The sequence below is a fragment of the Microcoleus pseudofavosus SVA1_A4 genome, assembly GCF_036700565.1.
Lineage (GTDB): Bacteria > Cyanobacteriota > Cyanobacteriia > Cyanobacteriales > Microcoleaceae > Microcoleus.
Genome location: NZ_JAUBPE010000008.1, coordinates 73,633 through 89,379, shown reverse-complemented (window position 1 = coordinate 89,379; position 15,747 = coordinate 73,633). Strand labels below are relative to the sequence as shown.

General features: G+C 44.0%; 13 protein-coding genes. 4 read left to right on the top strand and 9 right to left on the bottom strand.

From position 1 onward, the window contains the following. Positions 1–24: 24 nt before the first annotated feature. Positions 25–225 (bottom strand): hypothetical protein, encoded by a 201-nt coding sequence (locus QUA02_RS05735; RefSeq protein WP_333025956.1) that lies wholly within the window; start codon positions 223–225, stop codon positions 25–27. 159 nt (positions 226–384) lie between these two features. Between QUA02_RS05735 and QUA02_RS05730 the strand changes: the two genes are divergently transcribed. Both QUA02_RS05730 and QUA02_RS05725 read left to right on the top strand, forming a co-directional pair. Then, positions 385–1,215: an alpha/beta fold hydrolase gene (locus tag QUA02_RS05730; protein WP_333025955.1), complete on the top strand. Its 831-nt coding sequence runs from the start codon at positions 385–387 to the stop codon at positions 1,213–1,215. A 365-nt stretch (positions 1,216–1,580) separates the two neighbouring features. Next, positions 1,581–2,999 (top strand): ATP-binding protein, encoded by a 1,419-nt coding sequence (locus QUA02_RS05725; RefSeq protein ID WP_333025953.1) that lies wholly within the window; start codon positions 1,581–1,583, stop codon positions 2,997–2,999. A gap of 86 nt (positions 3,000–3,085) precedes the next feature. Here QUA02_RS05725 and QUA02_RS05720 read toward each other — a convergent pair whose 3' ends face one another. The 5 genes from QUA02_RS05720 to QUA02_RS05700 form a co-directional block, all read right to left on the bottom strand. Continuing rightward, positions 3,086–3,439: a slr1659 superfamily regulator gene (locus tag QUA02_RS05720; protein ID WP_333025951.1), complete on the bottom strand. Its 354-nt coding sequence runs from the start codon at positions 3,437–3,439 to the stop codon at positions 3,086–3,088. A 67-nt stretch (positions 3,440–3,506) separates the two neighbouring features. Further along, positions 3,507–4,097, bottom strand: coding sequence for a slr1658 family protein (locus QUA02_RS05715; RefSeq protein WP_510182592.1), 591 nt, complete (start codon positions 4,095–4,097; stop codon positions 3,507–3,509). A 108-nt stretch (positions 4,098–4,205) separates the two neighbouring features. Then, positions 4,206–4,616, bottom strand: a complete 411-nt coding sequence (locus QUA02_RS05710; RefSeq protein ID WP_333025948.1) for a hypothetical protein — start codon at positions 4,614–4,616, stop codon at positions 4,206–4,208. Positions 4,617–4,648: 32 nt separating this feature from the next. Then, positions 4,649–4,774, bottom strand: coding sequence for a hypothetical protein (locus tag QUA02_RS05705; RefSeq protein WP_333025947.1), 126 nt, complete (start codon positions 4,772–4,774; stop codon positions 4,649–4,651). Between the two features lie 63 nt (positions 4,775–4,837). Beyond that, positions 4,838–6,967, bottom strand: coding sequence for a SpoIIE family protein phosphatase (locus QUA02_RS05700; RefSeq protein ID WP_333025946.1), 2,130 nt, complete (start codon positions 6,965–6,967; stop codon positions 4,838–4,840). Positions 6,968–7,203: 236 nt separating this feature from the next. On the opposite strand from QUA02_RS05700, the gene QUA02_RS05695 reads away from it, so the two are divergent. Both QUA02_RS05695 and QUA02_RS05690 read left to right on the top strand, forming a co-directional pair. Then, positions 7,204–7,563: a VOC family protein gene (locus QUA02_RS05695; RefSeq protein ID WP_333025944.1), complete on the top strand. Its 360-nt coding sequence runs from the start codon at positions 7,204–7,206 to the stop codon at positions 7,561–7,563. Positions 7,564–7,566: 3 nt separating this feature from the next. Then, a complete protein-coding gene (locus tag QUA02_RS05690) occupies positions 7,567–8,847 on the top strand; it encodes a recombinase family protein (RefSeq protein ID WP_333025943.1) in 1,281 nt (426 codons plus the stop codon). A gap of 26 nt (positions 8,848–8,873) precedes the next feature. On the opposite strand, the gene QUA02_RS05685 is transcribed toward QUA02_RS05690, so the two are convergent. The 3 genes from QUA02_RS05685 to QUA02_RS05675 form a co-directional block, all read right to left on the bottom strand. Further along, on the bottom strand, positions 8,874–10,019 hold the full coding sequence (locus QUA02_RS05685; RefSeq protein ID WP_333025992.1) for an adenylate/guanylate cyclase domain-containing protein: 1,146 nt from the start codon (positions 10,017–10,019) through the stop codon (positions 8,874–8,876). A gap of 195 nt (positions 10,020–10,214) precedes the next feature. Beyond that, the gene (locus tag QUA02_RS05680; protein WP_333025940.1) at positions 10,215–13,856 is read right to left on the bottom strand and encodes a GAF domain-containing protein; all 3,642 of its coding nucleotides are present in this window, start codon (positions 13,854–13,856) and stop codon (positions 10,215–10,217) included. Between the two features lie 201 nt (positions 13,857–14,057). Beyond that, a complete protein-coding gene (locus QUA02_RS05675; RefSeq protein ID WP_333025939.1) occupies positions 14,058–15,605 on the bottom strand; it encodes a sensor histidine kinase in 1,548 nt (515 codons plus the stop codon). Positions 15,606–15,747: the final 142 nt, after the last annotated feature.

The window sequence follows — 15,747 nt, the reverse complement described above, 5'->3', positions numbered from 1 at the left end:
ACCGCGGGCGATCGTAAAATTGGTTTAAAGAGTTTGACGAGAAAATCGTTTCTCAAAATGAGCCTGAGTCTGCTGCAACAGTTGTTCGCGACTGTCCTTAGCGGTGGTAATGGTAGGGAGCAAGTTGCGAGCTTGTAAAGTCATGTGAAGCTGTAGGTGTGCTACGTACTCACTGACATCTTCGCGAAGAGAGCAAGCCGGGTACTGTTTTAAAGTAGAGTTCAAAGTGTTCTCCTGCTTTGAGTTTGCAGTATTTTCAAATAATAATAGAGATTATCACGCTATATTTCTAATTCTTTACTCCGTAATGAAGTTTAACCTTTGGACTGCGGTTTTGTTACAATTGTTTACAAATGTTTTTTAGGTATCGGGAGGCGATCGCCCATGCAGTCTCAAGCAGCAGTAGGACACAAGCACACATTAAGTACATTTGTCAATAGCAGCAGCCAAACAGTCGCCTACCTCGACATCGGGCGCGGCCGACCCTTATTGATGCTGCACGGTTTCTTAGGAGAAAAGAATTGCTGGCTGCCATTAATGGAGTTATTGCAATCTCAGTTTCGGTGCATCAGTTTAGATATGTTAGGTTTTGGAGAATCCAGCAAACCACAAATCCGCTACGACGTAGCTGTAGAAGTTGCCTTTGTGCGGCAAGTTGTAGAACAACTAAATATCGAACCCTGCTGCATAATCGGACATTCTTTTGGCGGTTGGGTAGCCTCTGCATATGCCCTAAAATATCCTAATTCTGTCAGCAGTTTAGTGTTAGCAGCACCTGCGGGAATTAGGGACGACAGTTTTTGCGGTCAATACGATGCTTTGCGACCGCTGCTGTGGGAAACCCCAGCCGTTGATTGGGCATTGCAGTTGGCAAAACCTTTTGCTAGTTTAGCCGGAAAAAGTGAGAAATTGCAGCAAATTTCCGGGTGGCGCAGGGAGTTAATGTCTCAACCAGTAGCAAGGTCATTTTTAATGAGCCGGATGCGGCCCGAAGACGCAGTTGATACAGTAGAAAAAGAAATTAACAAATTGCAAATTCCTACCTTAGTCATCGCCGCAGATAGCGACGAAACAATTCCTCTATGGCACTGTCAAACCTACGCCAACGAGATACCGGGGGCAGAGTTAGCAATTATTCCCAATGCCACTCACGGGTTGCCGCAAACTCAAGCTCAAATCATGGCGAAGTTGATTGGTAAATTTTTGGATAATTAAGAAAAACTGTACAACAAGCCGAATCTGAAAAACTGTGATACTGCAACCGCGCCCGACGGTTAGGACGTTCTTAATGGCTTTTTCCCCATGCGGTCGATTGCAACTTCTGCCTCTGGTAGATAACTAAAGCCTTCTTCCTAACATCAGTTACATCAGTTAAATTAGTTAAATAATCCGTGGTCGAACTTCCTTCTTCCTTTAACATCTGCTATAAGCCACCAATGGAAAATAATTGTGTTTTAGTATACTACTTTAAGAGGAAATACAGAATATATTTCTTACTCTATTGTAGAAAAATTTTTATGGTGCTAAAATATTGTGTCAGCACGAGCTACAGACCTTTAGTCGAGTCGGGGGTATTACCAATGGCGACACTGAGCAACTACTTTAATCTGGAAGAAATTACGACAGCCAGAAAAGTTAGTGCTGCGGTAATTAATATCAGCGGCCGCCAGCGAATGCTTTCCCAACGAACGGCTTTTTTTTGCATGAGGTTAGTTTCCTCTGTGAATGCGGCAGAAAGAGCAAAACTGCGGGGGAATTTGCTAGAGGCGATCGAGCTTATGGAAAAATCGCACCGCGACTTAATTAATACTGACAGCAGCATCAACTTATTTAGTCCCCCTTCCGCCACCGTCAAGGCCATGTATTTTGAGGCGCCACTGTATTTAGACAAACAAGTGCGCGAATATATCGATCGAATTAAAGCATTGGTGCAAGTTCCCGATGCCGAACTCAGGCTGGAAAATCCCCATCTGCTTTACATTGTCGAAGCTGCGGGCGGCAAATTGCTAGAAGCATTCGATGCCGTTGTGAGTCAATACCAGCAAGAAAGCGAAATCGAACAATTTGAAATCGACCTCAAACAGGTTGAACTGTATCAAGAAAACTGTGCTGCTACCGCCAAAGCAGAAGCTCAAGCTGCCCAGATCGATCGCGCACTTTGCGAACTCAAACAAACTCAAGCTCAACTCCTCCACAGCGAAAAAATGTCTTCGCTGGGAGCGCTAATGGCTAGTATCGTCCACGAAATTAATAACCCAGTTAGTTTTATTTACGGCAACTTGATCCATGCGGAAATTTATACTCAAGATTTGCTACACCTGCTGCGTCTCTATCGAGAATACTGTCCCAATCCCTGTCCCGAAATTCAAGATCAAATCAAAGAGATGGAGCTTGATTTTCTAGTTGAAGACTTGCCTAATGTTATGTCTTCCATGCAAATTGGTTCCGATCGCATTCGCGAAATTGTCAAATCTATGGGCAACTTTTCGCGAACCGATAACAGTAAAATGACGCTGTGCGATTTGCACGACAGCATTGACAGCACCGTATTAATTTTGCGAAACCGTCTCAATTCTAAAACAGACCGTCCCCAGATTCAATTAGTTAAAAATTATGGACAATTACCTGCTGTAGAGTGTTATGCCGGACAGCTAAATCAAGTATTTATGAATTTAATTAGCAACGCGATCGATGCTTTGGACGAGGCAGCACAAAATCAGCCCAATGCGACGCTAAAAATTTCGATCTGCACAGAATTAGCTGGACCCGATCGCGTGAGAGTGCGGATTGCTGACACGGGAGCGGGAATGACAGCACAGATAAAAGAACGAATGTTCGAGCAGTTTTTCACCACCAAGGAAATCGGTAGAGGTACTGGTTTAGGATTGTCTATTGTCTACAAAATCTTAGTAGAAAATCATCGAGGAACGCTCAGGTGCGAGTCTGAACCGTCCAAGGGAACCGAGTTTATTATTGAACTGCCGGTGCAACAAACTTAAGCAATTTACAAACATCTAATTTATATGTGTTAATGGTGGCACGGGCGTCCCGCCTGTGTTAATTGCGGTTAAAATTTACACATATCCTACTTTAATTCTAGCTTCAAAGTTGGCAACAGCTTTTCTAAATTTTTGAGAGATTTCTGTTGCCAGGGAATATCATTTGAACCCAATACCAAAAGTTGGATCGTTTTCTTTTTCCGCACGGTAATGACAAACTTAGACAGCATACTGATACCAGAACTGTTAACAAATTCCAATTTTTTTAGGTTCAAGGTAATAGTAGGCGGTTCGGGATTGGCGACCTCATCTAACAATTCGACTATTGGTGCATACTCTGCTGGGCCGCTCAGGCTGAGTTCGCCTTGGAAACTGACTGTTACCGATTCTCGATCGTACTTAATGCTGTAATCTTCACCTTTGATTTCTTGAATACCCATTATTTTTTGGTTTCCTGACTGAAATATTGCGATTGCACAAAAAGAGTAAATATTGAAATGCTAGAAACTAGACAATAAGTTGAGCCACCGTCGTCACCAGGATGGTATCAAGACTGTCTGGTATTGTCTCAAATCTCCAACCTATCTTGGCTGAATAGTCATTAACCATCGTCAGTAATCCCAATCCCGACGTTTCACTGTCTGTTTCAGCATTTTTTTCAACCTGTTGCAAATAAAGTTCATTGGGGTCGTCGCAAGATAGTAGTTCTTTAATGAATGCCTGCAATTTATTGACTGATTGTGAATTAGCACAGTTGGTAGCAAAAATTACTGCTATCACCTCAACATCTTCAATAAAGTGTATACCAAACTTGACCTTATAAATATAATTATCATCGGTGTATTTGATAGCATTTTCTAACAATTCGTTAGCGACGTAACTCACGGCTCCCTTGCTTTGTTTAATCCGTTGTTCGCTGCTAGCATCCTCCTCATCCACCGGTAAAAAACTAGACAAATAATCGGCTACAAAATGAGCTGAAAGCCTGTTATTGCGCCAGCGCTGCTTGATGGGACGAGAACTGGGCGTAAATGTAAGTTCTAGGGAGTCGTGTTCGGGAGGAAATTTTTCGATGAAGTCTCCAAAGATTTGTGTCATTGTTTTTAAGCTTCCAGATGTCATTATTTTTTCCCCTCCCATTGATGTGTTAATCTCACTTCTGGGTAAATTTCCACACGCCATTCCAATTAGCGGGAATACTATTTTCTAACAGCGATTGGATGCGTTTTCGGTAAAGTTTGCTGGTTGGTCGTGGGGATTTAGCGCCACTATTTGTTCAAAACAAACTTGGGCATTAGCAAAATTTCCTTGACAATATTGTTCTACTCCCTCCTCAAAAATAGGCAAAGTTTGAATTTTGAGCGATCGCACTGGTTCTACTTCAACATCTAACACCTCACAAACTGTAATGGCTTCTTGTCTACCTTTGACAATTGCACGATCCAAAAAACGGATATGATACTTTTCTGGTTGACTCAAACGTTGTAGCACATCTCCAGACATTAATAAAGATACGCCATAATACTTAGTCAAACCTTCCAGACGAGCGGTGAGATTGACACGATCGGACAGGGCATCGGCTTGCATCCGGTTCGCGTCTCCAATAATCCCCACCATTGTATCACCGACATGGATACCAATGCCAACATTCAGCGGTATATCCCACTTATTTTACGACTCTGAGTGTATTTTTGCAACTGTTCCAACTTAACAATTCCTGCCTGAATAGCATCATCAACGCCGTCGGGAAAAACTGCCAGCACTCCATCTCCCATATACTTGACAATAAAACCGTTATGCTTGCGAATTTCGGGACTAATTCGCTAGTCCTTTACTGTTTACCCATCCTTAAGTTTAAAAATTAGTAAGGTAATATCATCAAATACCTTTTCCTCCCCAATAAATTGTCGCAGGTCATTAATTGCCGCTTGCTTGATTTCTTCGGCGCTTTTGTGCCAATTAATAGAAACCACTTCACAAAGCCTTTCGAGTCCGTAGAATTGTTGGCTGGTGTTTCTGGCTTCCGTGATGCCGTCGGTGTACAGCACCACCCCGTCCCCCAACTCTAACTTTACTATAACATGGTCGATAAAATCGGCAATTTCTTCATCCAAGCCGATGGGAAATCCTAAATCTATTGTGTCAATGCGTTCAATTTGACCGCCTTTTCTGACTACGAGAGTTTCCTCGTGTTGACCGCTAATACTAACTTTACAGTCGGCATAGTTGAGAAGAGCTAGCGTCAGATTTTTGTCCGAGTTCATGCGCTGGACATTTTTATAAATAGTGCGGTTGAGAGTAGCTAAAAAGCGCACAGGATCGGATTCTTGCATTTCCTGAAGAGTGCGGACAGCAGCTTGAGTCATCACCATCAAAATACCGCTTTCTAAGCCATGTCCGGTGACATCGCCGATCGCAATTGTCACAACGCCCTCAGTGTAAAGTACGTCGTAGTAATCGCCGCCAACTTCCGAGGCTGGTTCCATAAATCCGGCAATATCTAAATCTTTAATGGCTGCGAGTTCCGCAGGTTTGGGCAGAATCAACTGCTGCATTTGTTTCAGCATATCGAGTTCGGAACTCATGCGGCGGTTTTCCGCTCTCAGCCGCTTGTTGAGAGCAGCAATTTGTTTAGTGGCTGTGGCGAGTTCGGAGGTGCGTTCTTTGACTTTATCTTCTAGAGTTTCAAAGGATTCTTTCAGTTGGCCCGCCATGCTGTTGAAGGAATTAGCTAAGGCCTCAACTTCAAAAATTCTGCTAGAATCAACGTTCTGGTTGAGAGCGCCACCTGCGAGATTTTCTGAAGCTTTAGCAATTTCCAAAATCCGGCGAGCAATCTTGCTAGCGGTGACAAAACCCACTCCAACGGAGGCAATTAGAGCCGCAATACAGAGCAAGATGGTGTTGCGAGTGTTAGCATAAACTTGCGCCATAAAGTCGGCTTCGGGAACCACAACTACAATCAGCCAGTTGAGACCGTACTTGTCAGTTAGCGGAGAAACTTGGAGAAATTGCCACTGACCGTTGAGCTTAAAATTAAGTTGAGCAGTGTCTTGAATGTCTTCCAAACGGTGGAAGCGATCGAGTAAATAAACCACACTTTGGCGCATCAGCAGGTTGCTGTTGTCCTGTGTTTTGAGCCGCTTTCTGTTTTCGCCTTCTCCTAGGGACAGAGGCTGATTTTTTACCGAACTGGCGATTAAATCGCCGTTCGGCTCAATGATAAATACTTGACCGGTATTACCCACGCTTAAGGTTTGCAGAAAACCGCGAATTTGATCGAGTCCCATCTGGCAAGTCAGCACGCCAATCAGTTTGCCACTGGCATCATAATAGGGTTGACTGGCATTAATTTGCAGCGTACCGTAGCCAAAATTAATGTAAACGTCGCTCCAAGCTGCTTGTTTCTTGTCAACAACAACTCTGTAAAAGGGGCGCGTGCGAACGTCATAATTGGGCTGAGACCTCTCAATTTTGGTCGGGTTTCCATCACTGTCAATGTTGTAGTAGAGCAAGTCGCCACCCCCGGGAATCAGTTGCTGGGCAAGCTGAGGTTGCTCGGCTCCCGCCAGCCGGTTCACCCAACCAATTCGCAGGTACTGACCTTTTTCGTTGGCAATTCCCGCGTAACCGATCGAATTAAAGCGAAGAACTTGCTTCCAGAGATAGGGTTTAGCTCGCTCCAAATCCTCAAAGTCCAACACCCCCAGGGGTAAAGAATCCTGATTGATTTGATTGACTAGCGACGGAGTTTCGAGGTAGTTTTGGACGCGCTCGTAAACTCTGGCACTGATGGAGCGCTGCAACTGACTGGCAAGATCGTTGACTGTTTTCTCTCCGTTTCTGTAAGAGAGATAGCCAACCCAGCCCACAGCAGCGACAATTTGCAACACAAACGGAACCACCAGGACGCCGCGGAGACCGACTTTGCCCCTTTTGGGGGCGATCGCGCGTTTTTGAGAAACCATTGTTAAAATTACTCCCAGCGGGCTGTTTGCGTTGCCTCAGCATTCTCAGCAAAAGACACAATGCGATCGACCGGAAAATATGCGATCGCGAGTTACTCAGAGCAGTTTTGAATGTATTTAAGAGCAACTGACAATGTTATCCTATCAAAAACTCAACAAACATCACCAAATCTGCGTTAATCAGCGCTCATCTGCCTGCATCAGCGGTTAAACTTCAAAATTAAATACAAAAAACAATGGAAATTAATCAAGCCCTCCACAGCGCCCTACTCATCTCAAATCTCGAAAAATCCCAACATTTTTACAGCAGCGTATTAGGACTGTCCAAAGTAGAAATAAACTTAAAATTTCCCGGAATATGGTATCAAGTCGGCAACTTCCAGATCCACCTAATTTTAGCTGCAACAATTATACCAGATGCCGTAGACTATGAGAAATTGGGGCGCAACCGACACCTAGCATTTTCTGTTGCTAACTTAGAAGCAGCCAAAGAGCAATTAATCGCTCACAATTGCCAGATACAAATGAGCGCGTCAGGTCGATCGGCTTTATTTACCCAAGATCCAGATGGCAACATAATCGAACTCAGCGAGTAAGAGATGAAAATCATCGCCTACAGCTACAGCGAACCCCTACTCGAAGCTGCACCCGCACCGGAAATTTGGGGCCAAGAGGTCGATCGAATATATCAAGACTTAGGAGGGCGGCAACAACTGCAACAACTCCTCAAAGACTGCCAAACAGAACCAGTCCAATACTTATTAATTCAGCGCTTTGAAGAACTCGGCGACACAGTACAGCAAGTGTGCGCCCACCTCGCCCAACTCGAAACCCTCGGCGTCGAAATCATTGTCCAAGAAGAAACAGAACCGCGAAACCGCAAAAACTTGCTGCAAATCCTCGCAGAACTCCAGCGCAGCCAACACAGCCGCAGCATTCGCAAAGGACACGCCCGCAACCGTATCAAATCCCGGACTCCACCGGGCAAGGCTCCCTACGGCTATCGGCGCGGCAAAGAGCGCTACACGATCGATCGCACGGCCGCCCCCGCCGTCAAAGACTTTTTTGAACACTTTTTGATCTACGGTTCTTTGCGGGGTTCCGTGCGCTATTTAGCCAAGAAATACAACAAAAAAATCTCTGTCAGTACGGGCCGCCGCTGGCTGACAAATTCCGCCTACCGAGGCGATTTAGAGTATCAAAACGGCCAAGTAATTTCTAATACCCACGTCCCGATTATTTCTAGAGAAGAAGCCGCCCAAGTAGACCGGTTGCTGCGCCGCAACCGCCACCTTTCTCCCCGCACCGCCAGCGCCCCCCGTTCCCTCGCAGGTTTAGCAATTTGTTCGGAATGCAAGTCGCCCATGACAGTTGCAAAAGTCACAGCATACCGCAAAGATAGAGAATACCTTTATTTGCGGCCAATTAACTGTCTGTCCCAGCCTAAATGCAGCGGCCTTTCCTACGACGAAGTATTGCAATTAACCATCGCAGGAATTTGCCGGGATTTGCCCGATGCTGTCGCTGGGCTGCAAATGCCCGACATGAATCGAATTAAAGCAGGAATTGGCGGGGCGATCGCAGCCAAACAAGACATCCTAGAGCAACTTCCCGCCCTGATTGAAAATGGGATCTTAGACACAGAAACTGCCGAATTGAGAGCCTACAAAATCCGCACCGAAATTGCCGAAATGCAAAGCAAACTCGCACAAATGCCCCCAGTAAATTTGCGAGAAACTGCTCAAACCGTTTCTCTTCCCCAATTTTGGCTCGATTTGTCAGAATCAGAACGCAGGTTCTACTTTCGAGAATTTATCGATCGCATTGAGATAGTACGAGAAAATAAAACTTTTAAACTCCAAATAATTTTCATTTTTTAATTATGAGTTCGGCTATCACTTACCAATTAGCTTGAACTCATTTTTTTAGCCTTTAGCCAATAGGCGATCATCTCTCCTTTACCTTTGACTGCGAGCGCGCCTCTTTCCTCAAATACATACCGATCTTTTAACTGCTCGTAAATAGCAGCAGTAACTTGAATATACCCCGGTAATCCTTGAGATTCCATCCGAGAAGCAACATTAACAGTATCTCCCCACAAATCGTAGATGAATTTTTTAGTGCCAATTACGCCAGCAACTACTGGGCCTGTATTAATGCCAATCCGAATTTGAAAAGGTTCGCCCGTGTCAGTTTTAAACTCAGCGATCGCATCCTGCATATCCAACGCCATATTCGCGATCGCTTCTGCATGAGCTGCCATCGGCACCGGCAACCCCCCTGCTACCATATAAGCATCCCCACTCGTTTTAATTTTCTCCAAACCGTGTTTTTCAGTTAGTTGATCGAACTTTGAAAAAATCTGGTTTAGGAAATTCACCAATTCCAGAGGTGAATTTCTGGCAGCAAGAGAAGTAAAACCAACAATATCGGCAAATAAAACTGTTGCTGAGTCAAACCTCTCGGCAGCAGTACCCTCGCCTTTTTTCAACTTTTCAACAATCGCTTCGGGTAAAATATTTAGCAATAAATGATCCGACTTTTTTTGAGCGAGGCGTAAAGCTAGCTCCACCCCCTGCCGCTCTTTAATTTCGTTTTGCAAACGTCCGACAACTTCTTCTAATTGCTTCGTTTGCTCTTGAAGTAGCTTTTGTTGACTTTGAATTGTTAACTGATTTGCCACTCGTGCCAATACTTCTTTATCTTGAAAAGGTTTCGTAATATAGTCAACTGCTCCCACATCAAAGGCTTTCACCTTATCTGAAACATCATCTAATGCGCTTAAGAAAATCACTGGAATGGCACTGGTTTTTGGTGAATCTTTCAACTTTGCACACACCTCATAACCATTCATTTCTGGCATCATTACGTCCAGCAGAATTAGAGTAGGCGGAAACTCCAGCACTGTAGCGATCGCCCTTTGCCCGTTCAGCGCTTTACGAACCTGATACCCTTTTTCAGTTAGGATCGTTGATAAAAGCCGCACGTTATCTGGTTTATCATCAACTACTAGAATGTTGGCTTGAATTGTAGGATATTGATTGCTGTCCATGCGATCGCTCACGGTAATTTTTTAAGATAAAAGATATTAACACTTAAGAATTTGTGGTAAAAAAATCGCAACAGTATGACTTCCGATTCTCTCTCCTAAAAAGAGAGGAGCGGGAGAGGTCGTTGGGGGTTAATCTTAAATCTTTTTTCAAAAAATCACTCCTCCTAAGTTGAGATTAGTTGGAAACTGGTATTCTCACCGCGCCGTAACTGCCGATTGCGCTAGCTCTATAATATCGTCAAATAGGAAATCATGCACTAAAGTAGTTAAAACTTGTGCGGCTAAAGCAAATTCTCTAGGCATTTCCTCAATCAAATTAAGGATTTTATCGTCGCAACATTCATGAGCAGCATGAGATATCTTCTCCACCCACTCAAGAGGCATTTGACCGATTTGTGATTCTACAGATTGATTGCTGGTCACGCCGCTAATTTTGCTTTCATTTTCTAGTTTGGCATCAACAGATTCCTCGTAAATGTAACGCACTCCTAAAAGTTCTTCCATTTTCGCAAATAATATCTTTGCCTCGAAGGGTTTACGCATGAAGTCATCGCAGCCTGCTTCTAAAATAGTTTTTCGTTCCTCTTCAAAAACGCTAGCAGTGAGAGCAACGATCGCGGTTTGTTTTCCGAGAGGATGAGCTTTAATTTTTCTGGTGGCTTCATAGCCATTCATGACTGGCATCTGCATATCCATCCAGATCAGGTGCGGTTGCCAATCCTCCCATACAGCAATAGCTTCTTGACCATTTCTAGCTTCTCTGACGAGGATGCCTAGCGGTGACAACAATCTCTCTATGACTAGGCAGTTATCGGCGCGATCGTCAACCACCAAAATCCGGTATTCTGGTTGATTCGGTGCTAAACCCATTACTTTTTTATGCGGTTTAAGCATTTTAATCTCGGTTGGCTCGGCCAGCCTGATTTCAATATCAAATGCAAACTTACTTCCCAAACCAGGCGTACTGCTGACAGTAATATCCCCTCCCATCATTTGTACAAATTTGCGGCTAATTGGTAAACCTAATCCAGTCCCCTGTTGAGATTTTTGACCTGTTTTTGTTTGCTCGAAGGGTTCAAATAACTTATTTATCTCTTGTGCGTCAATCCCAGGGCCGGTATCTTCAATTTCAAACTGAATGCGTAAAAGTACCGGGCGAATAGAATTCGCGTCTACACAATCAAAGTCCGCCTGCGCGGACTGATTAGAACCCGCGTAGGCGGGTTTTGTTTGTATAGCTGCGGTTTCAACCGCCAAGCTTTTTTGTGTACCCGCCAACTCTGCGGTTTCAACCGCCAAGCTTTCTTCTACCTTCTTTTTCACTCGCAAGGTAACGCTACCCGTCTCTGTAAACTTGATCGCATTTCCTACAAGATTAATCAAAATTTGACGCAATTTACCTTCATCTCCATTAACAAAGTCCGGTACGCCGTCAACCACTTCAAAATTTAGCTGCAATTTCTTAGATTTAGCTTTTAATCGAAACATTTGTTTTAAGGTTTCTAGCAGGCGCATTAAATTAAAACTGCTGTCATTAAGCTGACTTCTGCCCGCTTCAATTTTGGACATTTCCAAAATGTCATTAATCAGGGAAAGCAAGTGTTCGCCAGCGCGATTAATAATTTCTAGGTGCTGCTGGTGTTGATTGTTTAAAGAAGAATCGCGCACCATCACCTGACTGAATCCCAGAATGGCATTCAGGGGAGTCCGCAGTTCGTGGCTCATCGAAGAAAGGAATTCGCTCTTGGCGCGGTTAGCTGTATCAGCAGCTAGGACAGCTTTTTGTAATGCTGTTTCTGCCAATTTGCGTTCGGCAATTTCAGTTTTGGCTTGTTCAAAAAGGAGGGATTGCTGGATGGCAATTGCTAGCTGCACGGAAATTTGCTGGAGAGATTCTATCTCAGAAGAGGTCCAAACCCTTTGACTGCGGCAGTGATGAGCAATGAGTAGCCCCCATAATTTTTCACCTTGCATAATGGGAACCACGAGGTTAGCTTTAATTTCAAACTGGCTCAGTAAACTAATGTGGCACTCTGAAATACCTGCCATGTAAATATTGTCGATCGCCCGCAGGTGTCCCTGCTCGTAAACAGAAATGTAGCTTTCTCGAAAGCAAGGGTCATTAATGTAAATTCCCAAAATCGGCATCGTACCGGCTGCTACCGACTCGACGGCTACAAATCCACTCCAATCTGGATTAAAGCGGTAAATAACTGTTCTATCAGTTGACAAAAACTGGCGGACTTCTTCAACAGCCACTGTCATCACTTCTTCTAGGTTAAGAGAGGAGCGAATCCGTTCTTGAATTGAATTCACCAGTCGCTCCCTTTTTACTTGTTGCTGCAAGGCTATTTCCGCCTGTTTGCGAGCGGTAATATCTACTCCATAACCAACGCATTCCACAGGTATGCCAGCAGCATCTTTGACCAACTTAACCTCATCGTATATCCAGCGATAACTACCGTCTTTGTGTCGCTCGCGGTATTCGTAGGAAATCGATTCTTTTTCCAATATTTGAGCGAATGAACTATCAACAACCTCTCGATCTTCTGGGTGAACGAGGCTATGCCAATCAAGGGAACCATCAATAAATTCTCGCGCTTCGTAGCCCATCATTGAAATAATGTTCTCGCTGACAAATGTTACGTCATAATTTCCGCCTAATTTGCAGCTAAAAATCACCGCCGGAGTTGCCGCCAACAAATACTGCAAGCGTTCGGTAACTGAGCGCAATTTTAACTCTGCTTGCTTGCGATCGCGAGCTTCCATAGCTAAAGCTGCGATCTGTGCCAAATAGCTAGCGAAGCTTTGTTCGTCGAGCGTCCAATTCCTTAGCGTTCCCTGATGTTCTAAACAAATTACACCCGCAAATCGTCCTTGATGGCTAATAGGAACATCTAGCATCGACGAGATGTTTAAAGGAATCAAATAAGATTCTCTAAGTTCTTGGCTGCGCGGATCGGTTTTGGCATCAACCGCTGCGATCGCCTGTTCTGTATTCAAAGCTTGGAAATAGGTAGGATAGTCAGTAACTTTCAGTTCTACGCCCCCGCTGTGTTGATTGGCCGTCAGTTCGTAGAGGTCGGCACAGCACATTGCGGATTTATCTTCCCGATAAAACCAAACGCTTCCCCGCTCAACATTCAGAGTACGGGTTGCCATTTGTGTAATCTCTTTCAAAGCCTCGCCGATATTTCCCTCATAGATACTAGAAGTTTTTGCTAATTCTAGCAAACCAGTTTGTTGTTCTGTTAACCTAATTTCTCTTTCGCGCAAAGCCGATTCAGCGGCAATTCTTTCCCTAATTTCTGCTTCTAAATAACTGTTAGTTTCACTCAACTGTGCGGTGCGCTCTTGGACTTTAATTTCTAAGTCATCATAAGCGTGGCGCAAGGCTAATTCTGCATCTTCACGCACAGCAATCTCGCTTTGCAACTTGCGATTTATGGCCTCTAATTCTTGGGGGGTTTTTAAAGATAAAAACTGTGGCAATAGCGTTACCATCGAGCCGGCCGTGTAGCAGGAAACGAGTGCAGTAATTCCTTTTTCAATCCCCGACAGCCAATAAGCCGAATGCCACAGCGTCCAAATTTCTAGCAAGTGACCCGTGCCGCAGAGAATAATAAATGCACCAAATAAAGCAAATATTCCTAAGAAAGGAACATCGCGCCGCTTGAAGATAAAATAGATCAGCATCGCCGGAATTGAATAGTAGGCGATCGCAATTAAAAAGTCGCCAGTTATGTGCAGCCACACTAAAGGCGTTTGCCACAGATAGCAGTGACCGTGCGGCATATACTGAGTTGGGGAAAAGATATTTTTGAGTAATTCCCACATATTTTTTTTTGGAAGATAATATCGATTTGAACTATGCGTAAGTTAGGCAAAAAAGTGAAAGCAACCGAAAATTGTAGCAGGATTCGGAATGAGTTACAGTCTTGGACGCACTAACAACGTAATGATGTCATTCTGAGCCAAGCGCGAAGAATCTCAAACCCTTGCAGCACGGTTAGAGTGCGTCCAGGACTGAGTTAGTTCTTACCGCCTTATTAAAACTCGATCGTAACACATTGCTTGGGAGTGAGGTGGCGATCGCAAAGGAATTTCAATGATAAACTCAGTACCTCTGGCAACCTCGGAAGTGCAGCGCAAATAACCTTCATGGGCTTGAATAATCTGATAAGAAATCGCCAACCCCAGCCCGGTACCGTAACCGATGGGTTTTGTCGTATAAAACGGATCGTAAATTTTAGCGATCGTCTCAGCACCTATGCCAGTGCCATTATCAGCAATGCGAATCTGCACCCGCTTGCCATCAACTAAAAGCGTGCGGATGCGAATTGTTAGCAGTTGGCAATGGGTATTTTCTAATTGTTCAGGGAAATTCTTTTCCCAATAGCCTTTGGCCGAACGCTCCTGGGCAGCCACCTGTCCTAAAGCATCAATAGCATTAGAAAAAATGTTCATAAATACTTGGTTGAGCTGTCCAGCGTAGCATTCCAACAGTGGCAAATCTCCATATTCTTTAATCACTTGGATAGGCTGGCGGTTTGGTTGTTCTTTCAAGCGGTGCTGCAAAATCATTAAAGTGCTGTCGATACCTTCATGGATATTTACCTCTTTCATATCGGCTTCGTCTAAACGGGAAAAAGTGCGTAAAGATTTAACAATATCTTTAATCCGCTCTGCTCCAATTTTAATTGAACCAAAAAGTTTTTGCACGTCTTCTAAAATAAAATCGAGCTCTATGCTTTTAATCTTGTCTGCAATTTCCGGCGCAGGAGTGGGATAATAAACTTGATAAACCTTAATCAACTCCACAAGCTCATGAATGTATTCCTCAGCCGGAATCAGATTGCCATAAATGAAGTTAACAGGGTTATTGATTTCGTGAGCAACGCCAGCTACCATTTGACCCAAAGACGACATTTTTTCAGTTTGCACGAGTTGAGTTTGAGTACCTTTGAGTTGTTGGAGAGTGTTTTCTAGCTGCTGAGTTTGCTCTATCAGTTGAGATTCAGAGTGCCGCAATGAATTTTCAGCCAAAGAGCGATCGCGATTTTCCTGTTGCAAAAGTTCATTAGTTAATTCTAAAGCGAGTGTCCTCTCCATCACCCGCTTTTCTAATTCCAGCATTAATTCCGAGAGTGCTTCCTGAGCTTGTTTGCGATCGCCAATCTCATTTTGTAAAGCCAAATTTGCCACCGCCAATTGATCGGGACTGGGGATAGCCAAGATTTTTGGGATTAGTTCCACCAGCACTGATGCTGTACATAGCGAAATCAGCGCCGTAATCCCTTTAAGAAAACCCGAGATCCAATAATTAGGATGCCACAGCGTCCATATTTCCATAATATGGGTAATCCCGCAGCAGATAATAAAAGAGCCAAACAGCATGAAAACCCAGTCAAAAGGCACGTCTTTGCGCTTCTTGACAATATAAATCAGCGTGAGTGGTATCAAAAAATAAGCGGCGGCAATCAAAGCGTCGGACAAAACGTGCAGCCCCACTAATCCAGGCTTCCACAAGTAGCAATGACCGTGAGGAATAAAATAATTAGAAAACATTTTAGGAACCATTTGCATCAAATGAACTCGGTTATCTGCTACTATTTTTTCGAGGGGACTACAGGAAAATTCAAAAACCTGCTGGCACAAAAAGAAGAATTAGGCTTTTGGACTTAACACTTGTGATGAGTAGATGCAGCGATATGAAACTACTTCTAAT